This is a genomic window from Meiothermus sp. (genome assembly GCF_025056915.1).
Taxonomy (GTDB): domain Bacteria; phylum Deinococcota; class Deinococci; order Deinococcales; family Thermaceae; genus Meiothermus.
Genome location: NZ_JANWVH010000031.1, coordinates 1 through 17704, shown reverse-complemented (window position 1 = coordinate 17704; position 17704 = coordinate 1). Strand labels below are relative to the sequence as shown.

The following is a 17704-nucleotide window of genomic DNA, read 5'->3' as shown; positions in this document are numbered from 1 at the left end:
CAACCCGGGTTGGGTTTCCAGGCGGGGTTTCGGGGGTGGTGAAGGCAACCCGGAAACCTCCACCGGTTAAGGTTCCCGAAACGGGGGTTTGGGCTTTCAAAATGCCCTTCTAGCCTGGTGCCTACATACTATCACTCCCCCATGAGGGATATATGTCCAACACCTAGACCAGGCTGTAGCGACCCTCCCGTTCGTCGCGCACGAGCTGCCCGGCCTTGAGCACCACCACCCGCTGCGGATAGGCTTCCACCAGGTCGCGGGAGTGGGTGGCCATCAGCACGGTGGCCCCTCGAGCGTGCACCGACTTGAAAATTTCCAGCACCGCCAGCGCGTTGGCCGGGTCGAGGTTGCCGGTTGGTTCATCGGCCAGCAAGACCTGTGGGTCGCCCACCAGGGCCCGCGCAATGGCTACCCTCTGGGCCTCGCCCACCGAAAGCTCCTCGGGGTAGGCCCGTTTTTTGTGGACAATGCCCACCTGGCGCAGCACGCGGGTGGTGCGGGTATCCCACTCGGTCCTGGGCACCCCCAGGACGCGCAGGGTGAACAGCAGGTTTTCCTCCACCGTCATGTCCTTCAGCAAGCGGTGGTCCTGAAACACCACCCCAATCCGGCGACGATGCAGGGCAATCCGGTCGCCGCGCAGGGCCTTGAGGTTTTCGCCGGCAAAATACACCGCCCCCGAGGTGGGCTCGAGGCGCTTCAGAATCAGGTTGAGCAGGCTCGATTTGCCGGCCCCTGAATGCCCCACCAAAAAAACAAACTCGCCTTTTTTGACTTCCAGGTTCAGGTCAAACAGGGCTTTGGTCTGGGTGCGGGGGTACTCGAGCGTCACCCGGTGGAAGTGAATCATCGGTACTCAGCCTACAACAAAGCGGCCAGCGGCATTCAAAAAGCCGCAGGTCTCGGGTCAATAGTCCGGATGACCTTCGCGCTCGGCTCATTGGGAGAGCGAGGGTCAAAAGGGGCGCAAAAGTCGAAAAATTCAGCCGGCTCACCCGCTCGCCTTCAGCGTTCGGCCTGGGGCTTTTGGCTATTGCTTTGTCCCTCAATGAACACTTCGCTCTCATCCATTGCCGCTACACTGTCTTCTTAGGTGAATGAAACCATGAAGCGCAGAGCCTGGTTGATTGTGGTGGGTGGCATTCTGGCCGCCCTGGTCTATGCCCAACTGTCCGGAGGCGCCGCGGAGGCCTTCAGCCGCAACCCCAACGGACAGGCCCTCATACAGACCTTTCAGCTCATCCAAAATCAGTATCTGACGCGCCTCGAGCCCGACAAGCTCAACCGTGTGCTGGAGGGCGGCATCCGCGGCATGCTGGGTGCTCTGGACGACGAGTTTACCAGCTACTCCCCCCCCCAACGGGCCAGCCTGCGCAACCAGGATGTGCAGGGTGAGTTCTTCGGCATTGGCGCGACCCTGGCCCCCAACGAAAACGGCGGCGGCGCCAGGGTGCAGGGGGTGATCCGCGGCCTGCCTGCTTTCAACGCGGGCATCCGCGCAGGCGACGTGATTGTCGAGGTCAACGGCGAGGACATGACCAAACTCGACCTCAACGAGATTGTGGCCAAAATCAGAGGCCCCCAGAACACCAAGGTGACCGTGGGCATTCGCCGCGATGGCACCAACACCATCCTGCGCTTCGAGATGATTCGCCAGAGGGTCGAGATTATCTCGGTTTCCAAAACCATCCTGCCCGGCAACGTGGGCTATATTGCGCTGGAGACCTTTGGAAATGTGCGGGTGATTGACCAGCTCAACGCAGCCCTCAACGAAATGAAGCAGCGGGGTGTGCAAAAGCTGGTCTTCGACCTGCGTGACAACGGGGGCGGTCTGCTGGATCAGGGCTGCCAGGTGGCGCGGGCCTTCATCCGCGAGGGGCCCATCGTCTACACCCGCACCCGCAACGAAACCCGGCTTTACTGCGACGCCAACGGACAGGTCAACTGGAGCGGCCCGATGGTGGTGCTCATCAACGGCAACTCGGCCTCGGCCTCGGAGATTGTGGCGGGGGCCATGCAGGACACCGGGCGGGCCAAGGTGATTGGCGAGACCTCGTTTGGCAAGGGCGTGGGGCAGAATGTGATTGACCTGCCCAACGGGGGCGACCTGACCCTGGTCACCTTCGAGTGGCTCACCCCCAAGCGCCGGGGCATCAACAAGCAGGGCATCAAGCCCGACATCGAGGTCAAAGACACCCGCTTCGAGGTGCCGGTGGCCTTCGAGGGCACCGGGGCCAAGCCGGGCGAGACCGTGACCATCAGCATCGGCGGCCAGACCTTTACGACCAAAGCCGATGAGAAGGGCAAATTTAGCTTTAGCCAGCCCCGCCCCGCGGTGAACCTGCCCGCCGAGCGCGGCCAGGCCGAGGTAGACCTGAACAAGGACGCCATTCTCCGCCGGGCCCTGGAGGAGCTACGGTAAGCAGCCTGAGCCCGTCGTGGAGAGCGGATTTTGCACTGCGGCTTCGGGCCCCTGGCCTTAGGCTGGAATGGTGACCATGATTCGGCTCGAAGACCTCAGCAAGCGCTACGGCCCCTTTGTGGCCCTGGACGGTCTGAACCTCGAGGTGCGCCCCGGCGAGACCCTGGCCCTCCTGGGGCCCAACGGGGCCGGCAAAAGCACCACCATCAAGGCGCTGGTGGGCCTGTTGCGACCCAGCCGGGGCCGGGCGCTGGTCAACGGGGTGGATGTTTGGAAAGACCCGGTGCGGGCCAAGGCCCAGTTTGGCTACGTGCCCGACCGGCCCTACCTGTACGGCAAGCTGTCGGGCCTCGAGCTCCTGCGCTTTGCTGCCGGGGTTTACCGGCTTCCCCGTGCCCGCGCCGAGGCCCGCATCGAGGAGCTTCTGGTGCAGTTTCGTCTGGACCGCTTTGCGTCCTCGCTCATCGAAACCTATTCCCATGGGATGCGGCAAAAGCTTTCGCTGGCCCTGAGCCTGCTGCACGCCCCCCAGGCGCTCATTCTGGACGAGCCGATGGTGGGCCTCGACCCCCACGCCACCCGGCTGGTCAAAGACCTGCTCCACGACTACTCCAAGGATGGGCGTGCGGTGCTGTACGCCACCCACCAGCTGCACCTGGCCGAACAGGTGGCCGACCGGGTGGCCCTGGTCCACCGGGGCCGCCTGCTGGCGTTGGGTTCGCCCAAAGAACTTCTGCACCAGCACGGCTCTGCCGACCTCGAGGAGTTCTTCCTGCGCCTGACCGAGGACGCCAGCGACCCCGACCCGGTGCTGGTCTAGCCCCCTTGCAACTTTGCAGCCATGAGGCGTACCCAGTAGCCATCCGGAAAGGGGTGCTGGGCCATCCCGAGCTGCGGTTTGTGCCATACCGGCCAAACCCGATGGGGGAGGGGCCTGCACCCTGTTACAGCTGAGGCCTGGTTTGTAAGAACAGATATAATCCCGTACGAGGCTAGAGATGCGGGGGCGCAACATTTTCCTGTTGGTTCTGATAGTGGCGATGGCCCTGTTTGCCTGGCGCAACTGGGCGGTGTTTACTGAGGAAAAAACGCTATCGCTCTTGTTTACCCAGGTCACCGCCCCGTTTGGCGTGGTGATGCTTTCCATCATGGCGGTGCTGGTGGTGGTTTACTTCCTGTACACGGTGGGCCTCGAGACCGCCGCCCTGCTGGAGGTGAAGAAGTATGCCCGCGAGCTGCTTTCCACCCGCAAGCTGGCCGACGAGGCCGAGGCCAGCCGTTTTTCCGAGCTCAAGAAATGGCTGGAGGGGGAGCTTGAGGGCCTCCGGGCCCAGAGCCCGGCTGGACTCGAGGCCAAACTTCAGGCCGTGATGGAGCGCATAGACCGGGTAGAGCAGGAGCTGCGCGAGGACATCGAGAAGGCCGGTAACACCCTGGCTGCCTATATCGGCGAGCTCGAGGACCAGCTCACCGGCCAGGACAAACACCCCCCACCCCCTCGTTGAGCAAAACCGGCAAACCCGCTAAACTAAGCGCTGCTTGGGGGCCGTTAGCTCAGTTGGTCAGAGCAAGCGACTCATAATCGCCAGGTCGCGGGTTCAAGTCCTGCACGGCCCACCAGCTTCTCCACAGCAACCCCCGGAATAGGGGAGGCCCGAACGTTTTGCTGGCGCTCGAGTCCATCTGCTTTTCACCCAACGCGGGCCAGCCCAAGCGTGGGATTCGCACCGAACCAATGAAACATGAGGCAGCAACCCCGACCGTTACGCAGTTGGGTCGGCCCGAGTAGCTTGCCCCCCCTCGCTCATACCAAACTGGCTTGAACGCTTCGCATGATGGAGAGCGCTCTTCACATATTCAGGGCCGTTCGACTATAAGAAAGCTTTGTCCTGTACAGAACAATGGCCGCCTGGAAACTCGAAAACATGCATCTCGGCCCAGACGCAACGCATGCTTGTCCCTTCTCGTTTTCGTGGGCGGCCACCTCTGTGAAGAGCGCGATAGAAATCGGGGGATAGGGCTAGGCCAGCGATGTTGGAAACCCGCAAGCCACCTCCGTCCAGCCACGCCCACCTGGGGCACGGTTGAAAGTTGGTTGTGCGCCCAAAGCTGGAATTGAAGCCTGCATCCGGCTCAGGTCGTTTTCCGGTATGTGGATGGCAGGGTGATTTTACCCGCAATGGCCTGCCTGCAGGCCCCTGTGGTCTGTTTGAGAACGTTGGGTAGCTCCAGATACCGAAGATACCCCAACACCGCAAAGCAAAGCGCCTCGCGGTGCTTGGAGTCGAGGCCCTTTTCCTCGAAGGTATGCACCGGCACCGGTAAATGCGACCTGAGGTGTTGCATCAGGGTGGTGTTGTAGGCCCCTCCACCGGCCACCCAGATTTCGTCCAGGCCGAGGGGGAGTACGAAGTCCTGGTAGGCTCTGGCAATGGAGCGGGCGGTGAATTCGGTCAGGGTCGCGAGCAGGCTGGCCGGGGGTAGGGCTGCATCCTCGTCCAGCATCTCCAGGTTCCAGATTTCACGGCCTGTGGATTTGGGCGGCTTGCGCTCAAAGTATGGGTGGTTGAGCCAGCGCTCTACCAGCAAGGGGTCGGCCTGGCTCGAGGCCGCAATTCGCCCGCCTGAGTCCTGCCGGAGCCCGAGGCGGGCCGCCGCCTCGTCGAGCAGGGCGTTGCCCGGGCCGGTATCAAAGGCCAGGACATGTTCGGGGTTCAAATCGGCGGGCAGGTAGGTCAGGTTGGAGATGCCGCCGATATTGTGAATGGCGCGATTGACGCCCTTTTCTCCGTAGAGCAACAGGTCGGGGTAGGGCACAAAGGGGGCCGCCTCCCCGCCCAAGGCCAGATCCGAAGGGCGGAAATCGGAGACCACCGGCACTTCCAGCGCCTCGGCAAGGTAGGCCGGTTCGCCAAGCTGAAAGGTGGCCTGGGGGGGTTCGTGCCAGACGGTTTGTCCGTGGGAGGCCGCCAGCTCCACCCGGCCTTTGAAGGGGGCTGCGGCCTCGGCATAAAAACGCCCCAGGGCGTGATGCAACAGGGCCACCTCGCGGGTCAGGGCCTGCGACTTCAGGCAGCGGATAATCTGGGCCCGCAGTTCGGCTGGAAAGGGGGCTTCTCGGTGCTCGAGCACCCGCCAGCCGAGCTTTGGAGGCTGCCCCTCCAGCTCGGCCAGCACCAGGTCTAAAGCGTCAACCGAGGTGCCGGACATCAGGCCTAAAACGCGCATCTTCGTCACTTTACCCCGAATCAAGCGGAAAGTTCAGCCCACGAAAACGAGAAGGGACAAGCATGCGTTGCGTCTGGGCCGAGACGCATGTTTTCGAGTTTCCAGGCGGCCACCGTTCTGTTCAGAACCAGGCTTTCTCGAACTTGAATGGCCCAAAATACGTGAAGAGCGCCCCAGGTCAGCCCAGGCTGGATGAGGCTCAGGAAGCCCACCGGCCCGTTCCGTTCATCTGGTGCAGGTCTCGCCGCAGCGGCATCTGCACCGCCCTGCGCCCGACCCTCAGGGGTACAATCCGCGCAGCGACCGGGCCTCCAACACGCGGGTCGCCGCTACGATGTAAGCCGCTGTGCGAAGCGAGACCTTTTTGTCCTGGGCCACCTGCCAGACTGCCTCGAACGACTGCCGCATGAGACGCTCGAGCCGGGCGTTGATTTCCTCCTCGGTCCAGAAGAAGCTGTTGAAGTCCTGCACCCACTCGAAGTAGCTGACCGTCACGCCGCCGGCGTTGGCAATCACATCGGGAATCACCAGGATACCCCGTTCGTTGAAGATGTCGTCGGCGGCGGGGGTGGTGGGGCCGTTGGCCCCCTCGGCGATGATTTTGCACTGAACCTTCCAGGCGTTGGCTTCGGTAATCTGCTTCTCGAGCGCCGCCGGCACCAGAAATTCGCAGGGGGTGGTCAGCAGCTCGCCGGCGGGAATGGCCTCGGCTTTGGGGTAGCCCTTGATGCCCCCCATCTGACGCAGGTACTGGGTCAGGTCGTAGGGGTCTATACCGGCGTCGTTGCGGATGGCCCCGGTCACATCCGAGACCGCCACAATTTTGGCCCCGTGGTCGTGGAAGATGCGGGCCGCAGCATTGCCCACGTTGCCGAAACCCTGTACCACCACCCGGCTGCCCTCAACCGGAAGGCCCAGTTTCTCAGCCGCCACCGCTGCCGTCACGAACACCCCTCGCCCGGTGGCATCCTGCCGCCCCAGCGAACCCCCCACCGAGATGGGCTTGCCGGTCACCACCCCCGGCGCGGTGCGACCCACGTTCATGGAGTAGGTGTCCATCATCCAGGCCATCTCGCGGGCGCCGGTGCCCATATCCGGGGCGGGAATGTCCTTGTCGGGGCCGATGATGATGCCGATTTCGGAGGTATACCGGCGGGTCAGGCGTTCAACCTCGCCGGGACTGAGTTTGCGAGGGTCTACCCGGATGCCCCCTTTGCCACCCCCGTACGGCAGGCCTACCGCCGCGTTCTTGATGGTCATCCAGGCCGAGAGCGCCATCACCTCGGAGAGGGTCACGTCCTGGTGGTAGCGGATGCCCCCTTTGGCCGGGCCGCGGAAGGTGTTGTGGTGAACCCGGTAGCCCTCGAAGTGGGCTACCGAGCCGTCGTCCATCTGGATGGGCACATCCACCACCAAAATGCGCTGGGGTCGTTTGAGGTCTTCAACCCAGAAGGCCAGCTTGCCCAAATAGGGCGTGACGCGGTCAACCTGGGCCAGGTAAATCTCCCAGGGGCCGATGTTGTCGTTGCAAAGGTAAGAAAGAGGTTCCGATTTCATGCTTTCCTCCACGAAGCAAACCACTTAGGGCCGATGAGGATGTGTGGCGGCCAGACGCCTTTGGTTCAGGGGTACACCCCGCGCAGGCGGCTGGCCTCGTTGATGCGCTCGAGCGCGAGGGCATAGGCCCCCGCCCGCAGGTCGCCCTGGAGGGGTTTGGCCCGCTCGAGCACCGCCTGCAGGCTCTGGTGGACAAATTCCCTCAGCTTCTGCTGCACTTCCCCTTCTTCAAAAAAGAGCATCGAAAGGTCTTGTACCCATTCGAGGTACGAAAGCACCAGACCCCCGCCATTCGCCAGGATGTCCGGCACAATCTGGATTCCCTGCAGCTTCAACAGGTATTCGGCCTCCGGGGTGATGGCCCCGTTGGCCCCCTCGAGCACCACCTGGGCTGCAATTTGCCGGGCGTTGCGCTCGTTTATCACGCCCTCTACGGCGGCAGGAACCAGGTAGTTCACTTTCAGCGTCAGGAGTTCGTGATTGGTGATAGGCTGGCCGCCGGGGAAGCCTTCCAGGTGGCCCCGTTCGGCGTAGTGCTGCTCGAGGGCCGCCACATCCAGGCCCTCGGGGTTGTACACCCCGCCCCGGCTGGTCGAAACCGCCACCACCCGCAGCCCTTCCCGAACCGCGTAGCGGGCCACCGCACTGCCCACCTGGCCAAAGCCCTGAATAGCCACACTGGCGCCCACCACGGGCCATCCAAATACCTGCGCCAGGTCGGAGAGCACGTAGACCAGCCCCTGCCCACCCCCTTCGTCCCGGACGGCCACGCCCCCTAGCTGCGTGGGTTTGCCGGTTACGGCGCTGAGGGTGGTCTGGCCTCTGGACATGGTGAAGGTGTCCTGAAACCAGGCCATCACGGTCTCGTTGGTGCCCAGGTCGGGGGCCAGCACGTCCTCGTCGGGGCCAATCAGCTCGATGAGCTCGGTCACGTAGCGGCGCGAGACCCGCTCGAGCTCGCGCCTCGAGAGCTTGTCCGGGTCAACCACCACCCCGCCCGCCGACCCCCCAAAGGGCAGGCCAAACACGGCGGATTTGAGGGTCATCCAGGCGGCCATACCGCAGGTCTGGCCCAAACCGACCTCCGGGTGGTAGCGCACCCCCCCCAAAGCAGGCCCCCGAGCAATGTTGTGAATTACCCGGTAGGCGGTGAAGTTGCGCACGCTTCCATCGTCCATCACCACCGGTAGCGAAACCCCCACCGAACGCTTGGGGTGGGTCAGGTACTCGATGGTGGCCGGGTGAATCCTGGCGACCTTGATGGTGGACTCGAGGCGGCGCAAAAAACTATCCCACAGGCTTGCGTCTCCTGGGGGGCGGTAGGTGTTTCTGAGCGGCATTTGCGAACCTCCGTTGCTGACATCTGGGGCCATTGTGTCATAGCCCGCATGGGCGTTTGACCCTGTTTTTGACGCCCATGAGTATACCTGGAGGCCGGTCGGGGAAGAAACGAAGGGGCTCGAGCGCTCTTCAGGAATCCTCAACCTGCTTCCCAAAAAGCCTGTTCTCAATCCCCGCCGGTGTTGGGGCCCCTCGCTTCAGGCGGTAGGAGCGAAACCACGCCGGGGGTTGAACTGTACTGGAATCAAGCCCAAGGCTCGGCTTTGAGCACATTGCCGACCCCTGCGGTCAACCAGTAGGCTGGGAGCGGTGATGGTATGAGCGAAGCCCGCACCCTAGAACTGGTCTTTCCCGAACACGCCAACCCAGGGGGCAATGCCTTCGGGGGTTTTGTGCTGGGCCTAATGGACAAGGTAGGCTCGTATGCGGCCATCCGCCGGGCCCGCAAACGCTGTGTGACGGTGCGGGTGGGTGAGGTGGTTTTCGAGGTGCCCATCAAGGTTGGTGACCTGCTCGAGGTCGTGGCCACGGTCGTCAAAGTGGGCCGCACCTCGCTCACGGTGGAGGTCGAGGTCTACCGTGAAAACCTGCGCGAACCCCGGATGCTGGCCACCAAAGGCAATCTCACCTACGTGGCGGTGGACGAGTCCGGCAAGCCTACGCCGGTAGATGGGTAGGGGCGTGGGCGCCCTTTGTTTTTGAGTGCTCTCCACATTTACTGGGCCATTCGACTTCGAGAAAGCTTTGCTCTGGACAGAACAGTGGCCGCCTAGATGGGCCTGTGAAGAGCGCGATAATTTCGCCGGGCTGGGCCTACCTGAAGCGCTTTCAGGCGCCGATGGAAAGATTCGGCTGGCCCTGGTACAACTTCAGGTGTAGAAGCGGCTTTGAACCGTACACAAGGTGAGCACAGGCGGTGGGAGGAGGGTCTTTTTTGTTCGTACAGGCATTGCGAGATGCTTGATGGGTGCCGCTACTTTACCCGTACCAGCTCACGGCGGGCCAGGGCCTCGAGCTCATCGCGGTAGCTGGAGTGGGGCAGCACACGCAAAGCCGCAATGGCCTGCTCGACCCGGGTCGCAATGGCCTGGGTCACCTCGAGGTCGGCCCCCGATCGCACAGCCAGCTCTTGCAAGCGGGCAATATCGCCGGGTTCGCCGGCCCGGCGCTTGAAGATGGCCTCCACCTCTTCGGGGTAGGCCTCCAGAAGACGCAAGGTGATGCGCGTGACCTTGCCCTCTCGTACATCGCCACCCGCCGGCTTGCCCAGTAGCGCTGCCGTGCCCATCAGGTCCAGGTAGTCGTCGCGCATCTGGAAGGCCTGCCCATACAAGGAGCCAAAGCGGGCCAGGGCCGCCCGCACTTCCACCGGTGCATCGCCCAGCACCGCCGCCCCTTCACAGGCCACCCGCATCACCGAGGCCGTCTTGCCGTCTATGATGCGCTCGTAGTTTTCCAGGGAGTAGTCGTGAAGGGCAGCCACCTGGAACTGCAAGACCTCGGCCTCGGAAAGCTGCCGGGCGGTTTCGGCGAACATCGCCACCAGCTCCATCCGCCCGGTCTGGGCCAGCAAAGCCATCAGCCTCGAGAGCAGGTAGTCGCCCGACAGCACCGAGACCGCGTTGCCGTACTTGCGAAAGGCCGCTTCCCTGCCGCGCCGGGTCTCGGCATCGTCCACCAGATCGTCGTGCAGCAGCGAGGCCGAGTGCAGCAGCTCGACGGCCAGGGCCAGTTCCATTGCGTGCGGAACCCCTCCCAGCGCGTTGCTGGCCAGAAACACCAGCCGGGGCCGCACCCGCTTGCCCCCGGCGGTGACCAGGTCTTCCTCAATGAGCCGGATGAACTCCACCTCCGACTGCACCACCGTCCGCAGGCGCTCCTCGAATGCTTCTAGCTGAAACTCGAGGGCCGAGGTGAAGTCCTTGATGCTCATGACCCTATGATATTCAAAACGACTCCAAAAACAGTAGGTCGGCTCCCCACACCAAGGTCAAGCCCAGCCTGAGGGGCTCAGGGGTTGATTAGGTGTGGTGCAGGCAAGGTCACCGTGCGCACGGTGCCATTCAGGCTCAGGGCTTCGTAACCGGTGACAGACAAGGTTCCAGGGTTGGCCGAAAAGTTCAGGGTCAAGGGAAGTTTGGGGCAGTCATCCGCAGCCGTCGGTGGCAGGCACTCCGGGACACTGAGACCGGTCAGCTGGCCGGGAGGCCCCGACAAAAGGATGCGTGAAATCTGCCCCGAGGGGCTACCCAGATAGGGTTGCACCTCCAGTTCGATGGTGTAGCCGCTTGAGGTCGGGCCAAAGGACTTGGTGCTAAAGCGCACGCTGGGAATGCCAAAATCGGTGACAAAGTTGCTGCAACCCGCCAGCGCAAACGCGGCCACCACTAAGGCGATCCAATTTTTCATCCAATCATCTCCTCTCTCCACTTGGGGTTGAGCACGAAGAACGAGAGCCTGCTGAGCCCGGCCAGGAAGTCCACGTTCTCCACTGCCACTTCTTTGGGCACCTCCAGAACCGCCGGGGCAAAGTTCAGGATGCCCTTTATCCCAGACTCTACCAGACGATTGGCCACAGCCTGGGCCGAATCAGCAGGCACTGCCAGAAGGCCGAACTCTATGCGCCTTTCGGCCACAGCGCGGGGCAGGTTGTCCATGCTCTCGACCTGAAGCCCCCGGAAGGTGGTGGTCACCTTGGCCGGGTCGCGGTCGAAAAGGCCCTTCAACTCGAAGATTTCACTGAAACCCGGATAATCGGCGATGGCCTGACCCAGCCGCCCCATGCCCACAATACAAAGCCCCCAACGGCGGTTCAGGCCCAGTATTTGCCGCAGCTCCCGGCGCAAAATCTGCACCGTGTAGCCTACCCCCCGGGTGCCATAGCTGCCAAAGTACGAGAGGTCTTTGCGGACCTGGAAAGCCGTAACCTGGGCTTCCTCGGCGAGTTGTTCGGAGGAGGTGCGGTTGATGCCTCGAGCCTCGAGGTCTTCCAGAATCCGCAGGTAGGTGACCAGGCGGGAGATAGCCGCGCTGGGTACTTTAGCCATACAAAACTCCTGTTGGGGACATCTAACGAACCTCCAGAACCTCGAGGCCCCGCGCCCGCAGGGCCGCAGCCGCCGCCGGGGCATCGTCGAGGGGGCCTACCCGCACCTTGACCAGGCCGCCCTCCTCGACCAGCTCCACCGGATAACCCGCCTGCCGCACCGTTTCGACCACCGCCTGGGCGCTCTGGGCGCTGCGGAAAGCCCCTACCTGAAGGAATCGGCTGGCGCTGGGTGCAGGTTCGGCTTGGGGGACTTCGGGCTCACGGGCCGCAGTCCGGGTCACCTGCGGCTGGTACTGACTCAGGGTGTTTGCAATGGCACGGGCTCGAGCCTGACTGCTGTAAGGCCCGACCCAGACCCGGGTGAGCTCACCCGAAACCTCGAGGTGCACCGGATAGCCCTGTCGCCGCAGGGTTGAGGCCAGGCGCTCGGCGTTTTCGCGGTTGCCAAAAGAGCCCACCATGACCCGCCAGCTTCCCCCCACATCGGCGGTCAGGGCTGGGTGCTCAGGTCTTGGAGCGGGCGCAGGGCGGGCCCTCTCGGGCTGGGCCGGTTGCGGCTGAGGTTCCTCCACCTTGGGGGGCGCAGGAACCGGTTTGCTGGCGGGCGCCTGCGGAACCGGAAGCACCGTGACCACGGTTTCAGGTTCCGGCTGTGGGGCGGGTTTTGGCGGGGTTTGGGGCCTGGGCGTCGGGGCCACGGGAACCGGCTGGGGCGTCGGCTCTGGCGCAGGTGCAGGGCTCGAGGGCTGGGCCTGCAAGGGCGCAGGCGAAGGGGGCAGAGCCTCCCCCTTCGAGCCGGAAAACGGATTAACCCCGGTCAAAAATAGCACCACACCCGCCATAATGGCCGCAACCAGCAGGAAGATTAGCGCATCGAGCCAGTTTGTTCTAAGCCAACCCATGCCACCAATCTACCGCAACAGCTCACGAGCGGGCGCGTAACCCAGGTCTGCAGAGCGCTGCCAGGCCCGCCGGGCTTCGGCCAGCCGGCCCAGCGAGCGCAGGGTGAGGCCCAGGTTGTACCACGCCACCGAGTTGCGGCCATCCAGGGCCACCGCCTGCGAGAGCACCCGCTCTGCATCCGAGTATTTGCCGGCAGAGTACAAAGCCGCGCCCAGGTTGGCCGCAGTGGAGGCACTGGGGGCCAGGGCCTGGGCTTTTTCCAGCGATTCGGCCGCCGCGGCATAGTCTTTCAGGTTGAACTGGGAAACCCCCAGGAAGAACCAGGCCTCGGCGTAGTCGGGTTTTTGTTGGGTTACCTGCGAGAGGGTCTCGACGGCCTCGGCATAGCGGCGCAAGGTGTACGAGGCCTTACCCTGCAGGAACAAGGCGTCTAGCTTATCGGCCCCCTGGCTGGCTTTGGCGGCCATCGTGGCGAAGCGGCCCGACTCGGCAGCCTGGCCCAGGCGGTCGTACGCCGTGGCCAGCCCCAGGAGCACCTTGGGCTCATCGGGGTTCTGGGCATAGGCGCTCTGGAAGGACTCCAAAGCCCCCCTGGAGTTGCCATCGCGCAGGCGGGCTACCCCCAGGTTGTAGTGAGCGGTCCATAGTTTGGGGTCCAGGCGGGTCGCTTCTTGCAAAGAGGCTTGTTGCTCCCGGCCTTGTTGCAGGGTGGACTTCTTCAAAAGCAACTGGGCCCGCGCCGAGTTGTCTTTGGTGGCCTCGAGCCCCCGGTCAATCTCCCGCAAAGCCCGCAAAGGCAGCCCCTGGGCGATGTAGATGTCGGCAATCTGCGAGATGGCCTGGGCGTTGGCGGGGTCGTTGCCCAGGATCTGGTAGAGCACCGGCAGGGCTTCCAGGGGTTTGTTGGCCCTGACCAGGCTATCGGCCAGCAGCGAGGTCAGCTCGGCGTCGCCGCGGGCCTTTTCCAGGCCCTTGCGGGCGGCACTTGCGGCGGCTTCGTGCTGCCCCTGGGTGCGCAGGGCCTTGACCTGGCCTATATACGCGGGCTTTAGCTCGGCCACACTCAGGTTGGCTTTCTCACCCACCTCGATTGCTTTGGCAAAGGCCTGGGCAGCCTCGGCGGCTTGGCCCTGGCGGTCTCGCACCACCCCCAGGTTGAACCACCCCTCAAAACGGTTGGGATCGAGAGCGGTGAGCTGGGTGAACTCGAAGGCTGCCCCCCGCAGGTCGCCCAGGCGGTACAGGGCCAGACCCAGCCCAAAGTGAGCGCTGTAGTTCGAGAAGTCCCGGGCTATGACCGCCTCAAAGCCCTGCACTGCTTCGTTAAGGCGCCCGGCCTCGAGGGCCGCCTGGGCCTGTTGCAGCGTCTGCTGAACAGCCGGGGCGGGCGAACTTTGTTGCGCCCAACCCAGTGAAAGAACCAGAAGCGCCGCGCACAAGAGTTGTTTCATAGCGTCTCCTTCAGGTTAATCCTCATCTTGCCGCCCATTGTAACACGTGAAGAAACGGCACAAGCGGCAAATGCACTAGGGATAGGCCCATTCTCTCAGCGCTAGTTGCACTGGTAATCGCCAACGCGGCTATCCGGTACCTGAAGCCAGACCACCCGTTCGGTTGGGGTCTGCACAGAAGCCAGACAGTTGGTGAGCCGATCCACTGCGATGGTTTGATAGGCGTTGGTACTGGCCACTGCCGGGCCAGGGCGCGAGATATAGGTAGGCTGGGGCGGGGTGTCCAGCACGACCGCCTGGGTACGTTGCACCTGACGGGCGGGGAAGAGCGCGGTTACCCCGGTCGAGCTATCGTTGCCGGTCAGCAGGTCGAATTTGGCCAGAACCAGCCCGGAAGGTTGGGGAAAATCTCCGGCAGGGCGGCCCCGGAGGGCTTGTTCCACAAAGTCACGCCAGATGGGTGGGTTAACCAGCGAACTGCTGGGCTCAATACCACCCATGCGCTGCGGTTTGTGGTCGTCACGGCCTACCCAGAGCGTGGCCACGAGCCCCCGGGTCGCTCCAGCAAACCACAGGTCAATGGCATCGTCGCTGGTTCCGGTCTTGCCCCCCACAATGCGGCCAGGAATGCGGGCCTCCCAGGCCAGGCTGCTGCGGAAGCCCGGGGGAACATCGTTGACGTACCCCTTGAGCATATCCCAGATCTGGTAGGCCACTTGCGGAGTCCAAAGCAGGACTTTTTTGGTTTCGGGCTGGTAAATCACCCGGCCATTGTTGTCTTCCACCCTCAAAACCAGGCGCGGCTCGACCCAGTAGCCCCCATTCACGAAGCTGGCATAGGCCGCGGCCAGTCCGATTGGCGTGATATCGGCCCCTCCGCCAATGGCATTGGCCAGTACGGCCATGTTGCCGGTCAGGCGGAAGCCCGCAGCCCGCAGTTTATCGCCCAGGCGCTGCACCCCGATGGCCTCGGCGGTGCGAATTGCGGGTAGGTTGAGAGAGCGGTCCAGGGCGTAGCGGATACTGACCGGACGGTCGAGGTAGCGTCCATCGAAATTTTTGGGTCGCCAAACACCCCGGGGGGTGGGGTATTCCACGGGGGAATCGCGCACGGTGGTGGCCTGGGTCCATCCAGCCTCGAGGGCGACACCGTAGGTGAAAGGCTTGATGGCCGAACCAGGGCTGCGCCAGGCCTGGGTTGCTCGGTTGAACTCACCTTCTGTGCCGGGGCGGGCCCCGACCATTGCCAGGACCTCGCCTGAGTTGGGCTCGAGGCCTACCAGCGCAAGCTGGGCCTGGTCGGGCAGACGACGACCCACCACCGCCTTTTCGGCTGCGGTCTGCATCTTGAGGTCGAGGGTGGTAATGATGCGCAGACCCCCCTGTTCGCGCAGTTTGTCGGCGCCAATCTTTTCCTTCAGATAGCGCTGAACCTCGTAGACAAAATACGGCGCAAGGCGCACGTTGCGCTCGGGCACGATGCGCACGCTGGGGTCTATCAGTTTGGCGCTTTTCAGGTTGCCGTTGTCGTCGTAGGCCACCTCCCAGCCCTTGGGGGCCAACTTGTAGCGCCAGGCCGCTTCGGCATCGGCCTCGGTAATCCAGCCCTCGGACACCATGTTGTTGAGCAAAACCCTCATCCGACGGCGTGTCGAGGGGTAGTCCAGATACCGGGGGTTGGGGGCCGGCAGCAGTATGGCCAGGTAGGCTCCTTCGGCCAGGTTGAGTTCGGAGGGCTCTTTGCCAAAATAGGCCTGAGCGGCGGCCCAGATCCCCTGGGCGTTACCCCCCCAGGGCACCACATTGAGGTACATTTCCAGGATTTCTTCTTTAGAGTAGCGCCGCTCAATCTGGATGGCCAGGGGAAACTCCTTGAGCTTGCGCTCGAGGCCGCTGATGCTCCGGCGTTCGAAAGCCAGGTCGCGCAGCAGCGTATTTTTGACCACCTGGGTGGTAATGGTCGAGCCCCCAAGCAAATCGCCGCGCAGGTAGTAATACAGCCCCACAAACAGGCGGATGAAGTCTATGCCGTAGTGTTTGAAGAAGCGCTGATCCTCCGAGACCACCACCGCAACGGCGGCCGCGGGCGAAACCTCGCTCAGGCGAACCAGTTGCCGTGCGATGGCCCGCCCGTCTTCCACCGAGGCCAGGTCGGCGATGGGGATGCCATCGCGGGTATAAAAGGTTGAGGTCGCGGTGAAGCGAAGGTCGTCGAGGGCCTCGAGGCTGGGCAGGTCGCGCAAAAGCAGCCAGGCCACATACCCTGCTGCTCCCAGTGCTCCCAGGAATCCGGCAACCAAAACAACCCGTACAATCTGGAACAATCTTCGCACGGGCTTTAGTGTACCAGTCGCAGATTGGAGCGTTTGTAATGCCGGTTGGGACGAAAATTGCTTGGGGAATGCTGGCAGCGTTATGTATCTTCAGGAACCCCTCAAACGCTGGGTTGTTGCTGAGGAAGGTTCCGCAGGATGTTGGAAAATGCCTTTCGATCCACGGGCTTGGAAAGGACATGTTCCACCCGGGCAAACTCGGCAGTCAGTTTGGTGCGATCGTCGCTGTCGCCAATAAAGAGCACCACCGGTACTTCTCGCAGGCGCCGGCTCATTTTTAGGCGGGAAGCGATCGAAAAGGGGTCTATTTCAATTGCATCATCGAGGACAATCGCCCGGGGTGTATGCACCTTAAGAAAGTCCAGACCCTCCTGGGCTTTCTCGAAGAATTGTGCCTCAACACCCTGCTCCTCGATGGCCAGCTCGAGTAAGGCCCGAAGGGTCAGGCTCGAGGTGACAACCAAAATTTTGTTACTCTGCACTGCTTCCGCCATATTGCCTAGATAGTAGCAGACCTAGGCCGAAAGATAACGCCCAAATGTCACACTGGCCGATCAAACATAAAAGCCCTCCGCACAGAACGCGGAGGGTTTGGTGGCTGGGGCACGTGGACTCGAACCACGACCGACGGTTCCAAAGACCGTTGTCCTGCCATTAGACGATGCCCCAGCGTGAGGCACTCAGGGCGTTTCGCCTGTCCATAAAGGGTGCGAAAGCCGCAGGACAGCAAACGGTATTTTAGGGGGCCGGTCGAAAAGTGTCAAACCCAGGCACCCAAGGTCACTCAATGTGCTACCCCTGCTGCTCAGAGGCGCTTTTCCGCTCAGGTGATCAGGTCGGGCTTTGCGGAGAGTCATGCCCTCCGGCGGTACCGGGTCTGGAAAACTTTGCAATATGGGAGTGGTGGGGCGGAAAACAGGGGTTTTTGGTCGGGTTCCAAGACCTGCTACCTAGCCTCTTTCCACCTCCACTCGTTGTGTTGCCCTGAGAAAAGTGGGTTTGGCGGACGGTGTATGAGCTGAATGGTCACTTGGGGAGTCGTAGTTTTCTCTGGTTCCCGCAAGCTGCGGTTGCACGATTGCCACGAGCCTGACCGGCGAAGGTGGGCCGGGAAAACGACCTTGAGGTTCTCAGCCGGGTGTCCTGGTGCTGGCTGTGGTTTCTAATGCATCCCAGATTTGCAGAACAAGGTGGTGCAGGGTGTTCAGGTCGGGCGCCCGCAGGCGTTGACCGATGACCTTGAGCCGACCCTGTGAAACCAGTCGGCTCAGCGTGGGCTCGAGGGACAACCAAAGCTCCAGCCCGGTGCGCCGCTCAATCTCGCGTACATCCACCCCCTTGCCCAGCCGCAGCCCCAGCATGAGGGCTTCTTTGGCGTGCTCGAGGGGGCTAATCTCCTCCACCGTGGGCGCTTCCCCGG

At 62.8% G+C, this 17704-nt stretch carries 15 protein-coding genes, 2 tRNA genes and 1 pseudogene; 5 read left to right on the top strand and 13 right to left on the bottom strand.

Annotated elements, in window-relative coordinates; translation table 11 throughout:
* Positions 1-163: 163 nt before the first annotated feature.
* Positions 164-850 (bottom strand): cell division ATP-binding protein FtsE, encoded by a 687-nt coding sequence (ftsE, locus tag NZN28_RS06900; protein ID WP_295396519.1) that lies wholly within the window; start codon positions 848-850, stop codon positions 164-166.
* Between the two features lie 255 nt (positions 851-1105).
* Here ftsE and NZN28_RS06895 point away from each other — a divergent pair, with 255 nt between their 5' ends.
* The 4 genes from NZN28_RS06895 (at position 1106) to NZN28_RS06880 (ending at position 4042) form a co-directional block, all read left to right on the top strand.
* Positions 1106-2422, top strand: coding sequence for a S41 family peptidase (locus tag NZN28_RS06895; protein WP_295396516.1), 1317 nt, complete (start codon positions 1106-1108; stop codon positions 2420-2422).
* Between the two features lie 76 nt (positions 2423-2498).
* Positions 2499-3242, top strand: a complete 744-nt coding sequence (locus NZN28_RS06890) for an ABC transporter ATP-binding protein (RefSeq protein WP_295396513.1) — start codon at positions 2499-2501, stop codon at positions 3240-3242.
* A 178-nt stretch (positions 3243-3420) separates the two neighbouring features.
* Entirely contained in the window at positions 3421-3927 is a 507-nt protein-coding gene (locus NZN28_RS06885; RefSeq protein WP_295396511.1) for a DNA cytosine methyltransferase, read from the top strand.
* A gap of 38 nt (positions 3928-3965) precedes the next feature.
* Positions 3966-4042: transfer RNA gene (locus NZN28_RS06880), tRNA-Ile, on the top strand.
* 513 nt (positions 4043-4555) lie between these two features.
* On the opposite strand, the gene NZN28_RS06875 is transcribed toward NZN28_RS06880, so the two are convergent.
* From NZN28_RS06875 to NZN28_RS06865, 3 genes are all read right to left on the bottom strand, one after another.
* Complete coding sequence (locus NZN28_RS06875) at positions 4556-5650, bottom strand: anhydro-N-acetylmuramic acid kinase (protein WP_295396509.1); 1095 nt, start codon at positions 5648-5650, stop codon at positions 4556-4558.
* 279 nt (positions 5651-5929) lie between these two features.
* On the bottom strand, positions 5930-7207 hold the full coding sequence (locus tag NZN28_RS06870) for a Glu/Leu/Phe/Val dehydrogenase (RefSeq protein ID WP_295396507.1): 1278 nt from the start codon (positions 7205-7207) through the stop codon (positions 5930-5932).
* 65 nt (positions 7208-7272) lie between these two features.
* The gene (locus NZN28_RS06865) at positions 7273-8547 is read right to left on the bottom strand and encodes a Glu/Leu/Phe/Val dehydrogenase (protein ID WP_295396506.1); all 1275 of its coding nucleotides are present in this window, start codon (positions 8545-8547) and stop codon (positions 7273-7275) included.
* A gap of 318 nt (positions 8548-8865) precedes the next feature.
* Here NZN28_RS06865 and NZN28_RS06860 point away from each other — a divergent pair, with 318 nt between their 5' ends.
* Positions 8866-9225: an acyl-CoA thioesterase gene (locus tag NZN28_RS06860; protein ID WP_295396505.1), complete on the top strand. Its 360-nt coding sequence runs from the start codon at positions 8866-8868 to the stop codon at positions 9223-9225.
* Between the two features lie 296 nt (positions 9226-9521).
* Here NZN28_RS06860 and NZN28_RS06855 read toward each other — a convergent pair whose 3' ends face one another.
* The 9 genes and pseudogenes from NZN28_RS06855 to NZN28_RS06815 all read right to left on the bottom strand — a co-directional run.
* On the bottom strand, positions 9522-10481 hold the full coding sequence (locus NZN28_RS06855) for a polyprenyl synthetase family protein (protein ID WP_295396503.1): 960 nt from the start codon (positions 10479-10481) through the stop codon (positions 9522-9524).
* A 77-nt stretch (positions 10482-10558) separates the two neighbouring features.
* The gene (locus NZN28_RS06850) at positions 10559-10957 is read right to left on the bottom strand and encodes a hypothetical protein (protein WP_295396502.1); all 399 of its coding nucleotides are present in this window, start codon (positions 10955-10957) and stop codon (positions 10559-10561) included.
* Positions 10954-11595, bottom strand: coding sequence for a redox-sensing transcriptional repressor Rex (locus tag NZN28_RS06845; RefSeq protein WP_295396500.1), 642 nt, complete (start codon positions 11593-11595; stop codon positions 10954-10956). The genes NZN28_RS06850 and NZN28_RS06845 overlap by 4 nt, the downstream gene beginning before the upstream one ends.
* A gap of 22 nt (positions 11596-11617) precedes the next feature.
* Positions 11618-12499, bottom strand: a complete 882-nt coding sequence (locus NZN28_RS06840) for an SPOR domain-containing protein (protein WP_295396498.1) — start codon at positions 12497-12499, stop codon at positions 11618-11620.
* Between the two features lie 9 nt (positions 12500-12508).
* Positions 12509-13951, bottom strand: a complete 1443-nt coding sequence (locus tag NZN28_RS06835; RefSeq protein WP_295396496.1) for a tetratricopeptide repeat protein — start codon at positions 13949-13951, stop codon at positions 12509-12511.
* Positions 13952-14052: 101 nt separating this feature from the next.
* Positions 14053-16284 (bottom strand): transglycosylase domain-containing protein, encoded by a 2232-nt coding sequence (locus NZN28_RS06830; protein ID WP_295396494.1) that lies wholly within the window; start codon positions 16282-16284, stop codon positions 14053-14055.
* Positions 16285-16385: 101 nt separating this feature from the next.
* Positions 16386-16778, bottom strand: a complete 393-nt coding sequence (locus tag NZN28_RS06825; RefSeq protein ID WP_295396493.1) for a response regulator — start codon at positions 16776-16778, stop codon at positions 16386-16388.
* Positions 16779-16879: 101 nt separating this feature from the next.
* Positions 16880-16953: transfer RNA gene (locus NZN28_RS06820), tRNA-Gln, on the bottom strand.
* A gap of 461 nt (positions 16954-17414) precedes the next feature.
* Positions 17415-17704: pseudogene (locus tag NZN28_RS06815) on the bottom strand (coproporphyrinogen III oxidase family protein); the annotation flags it as partial.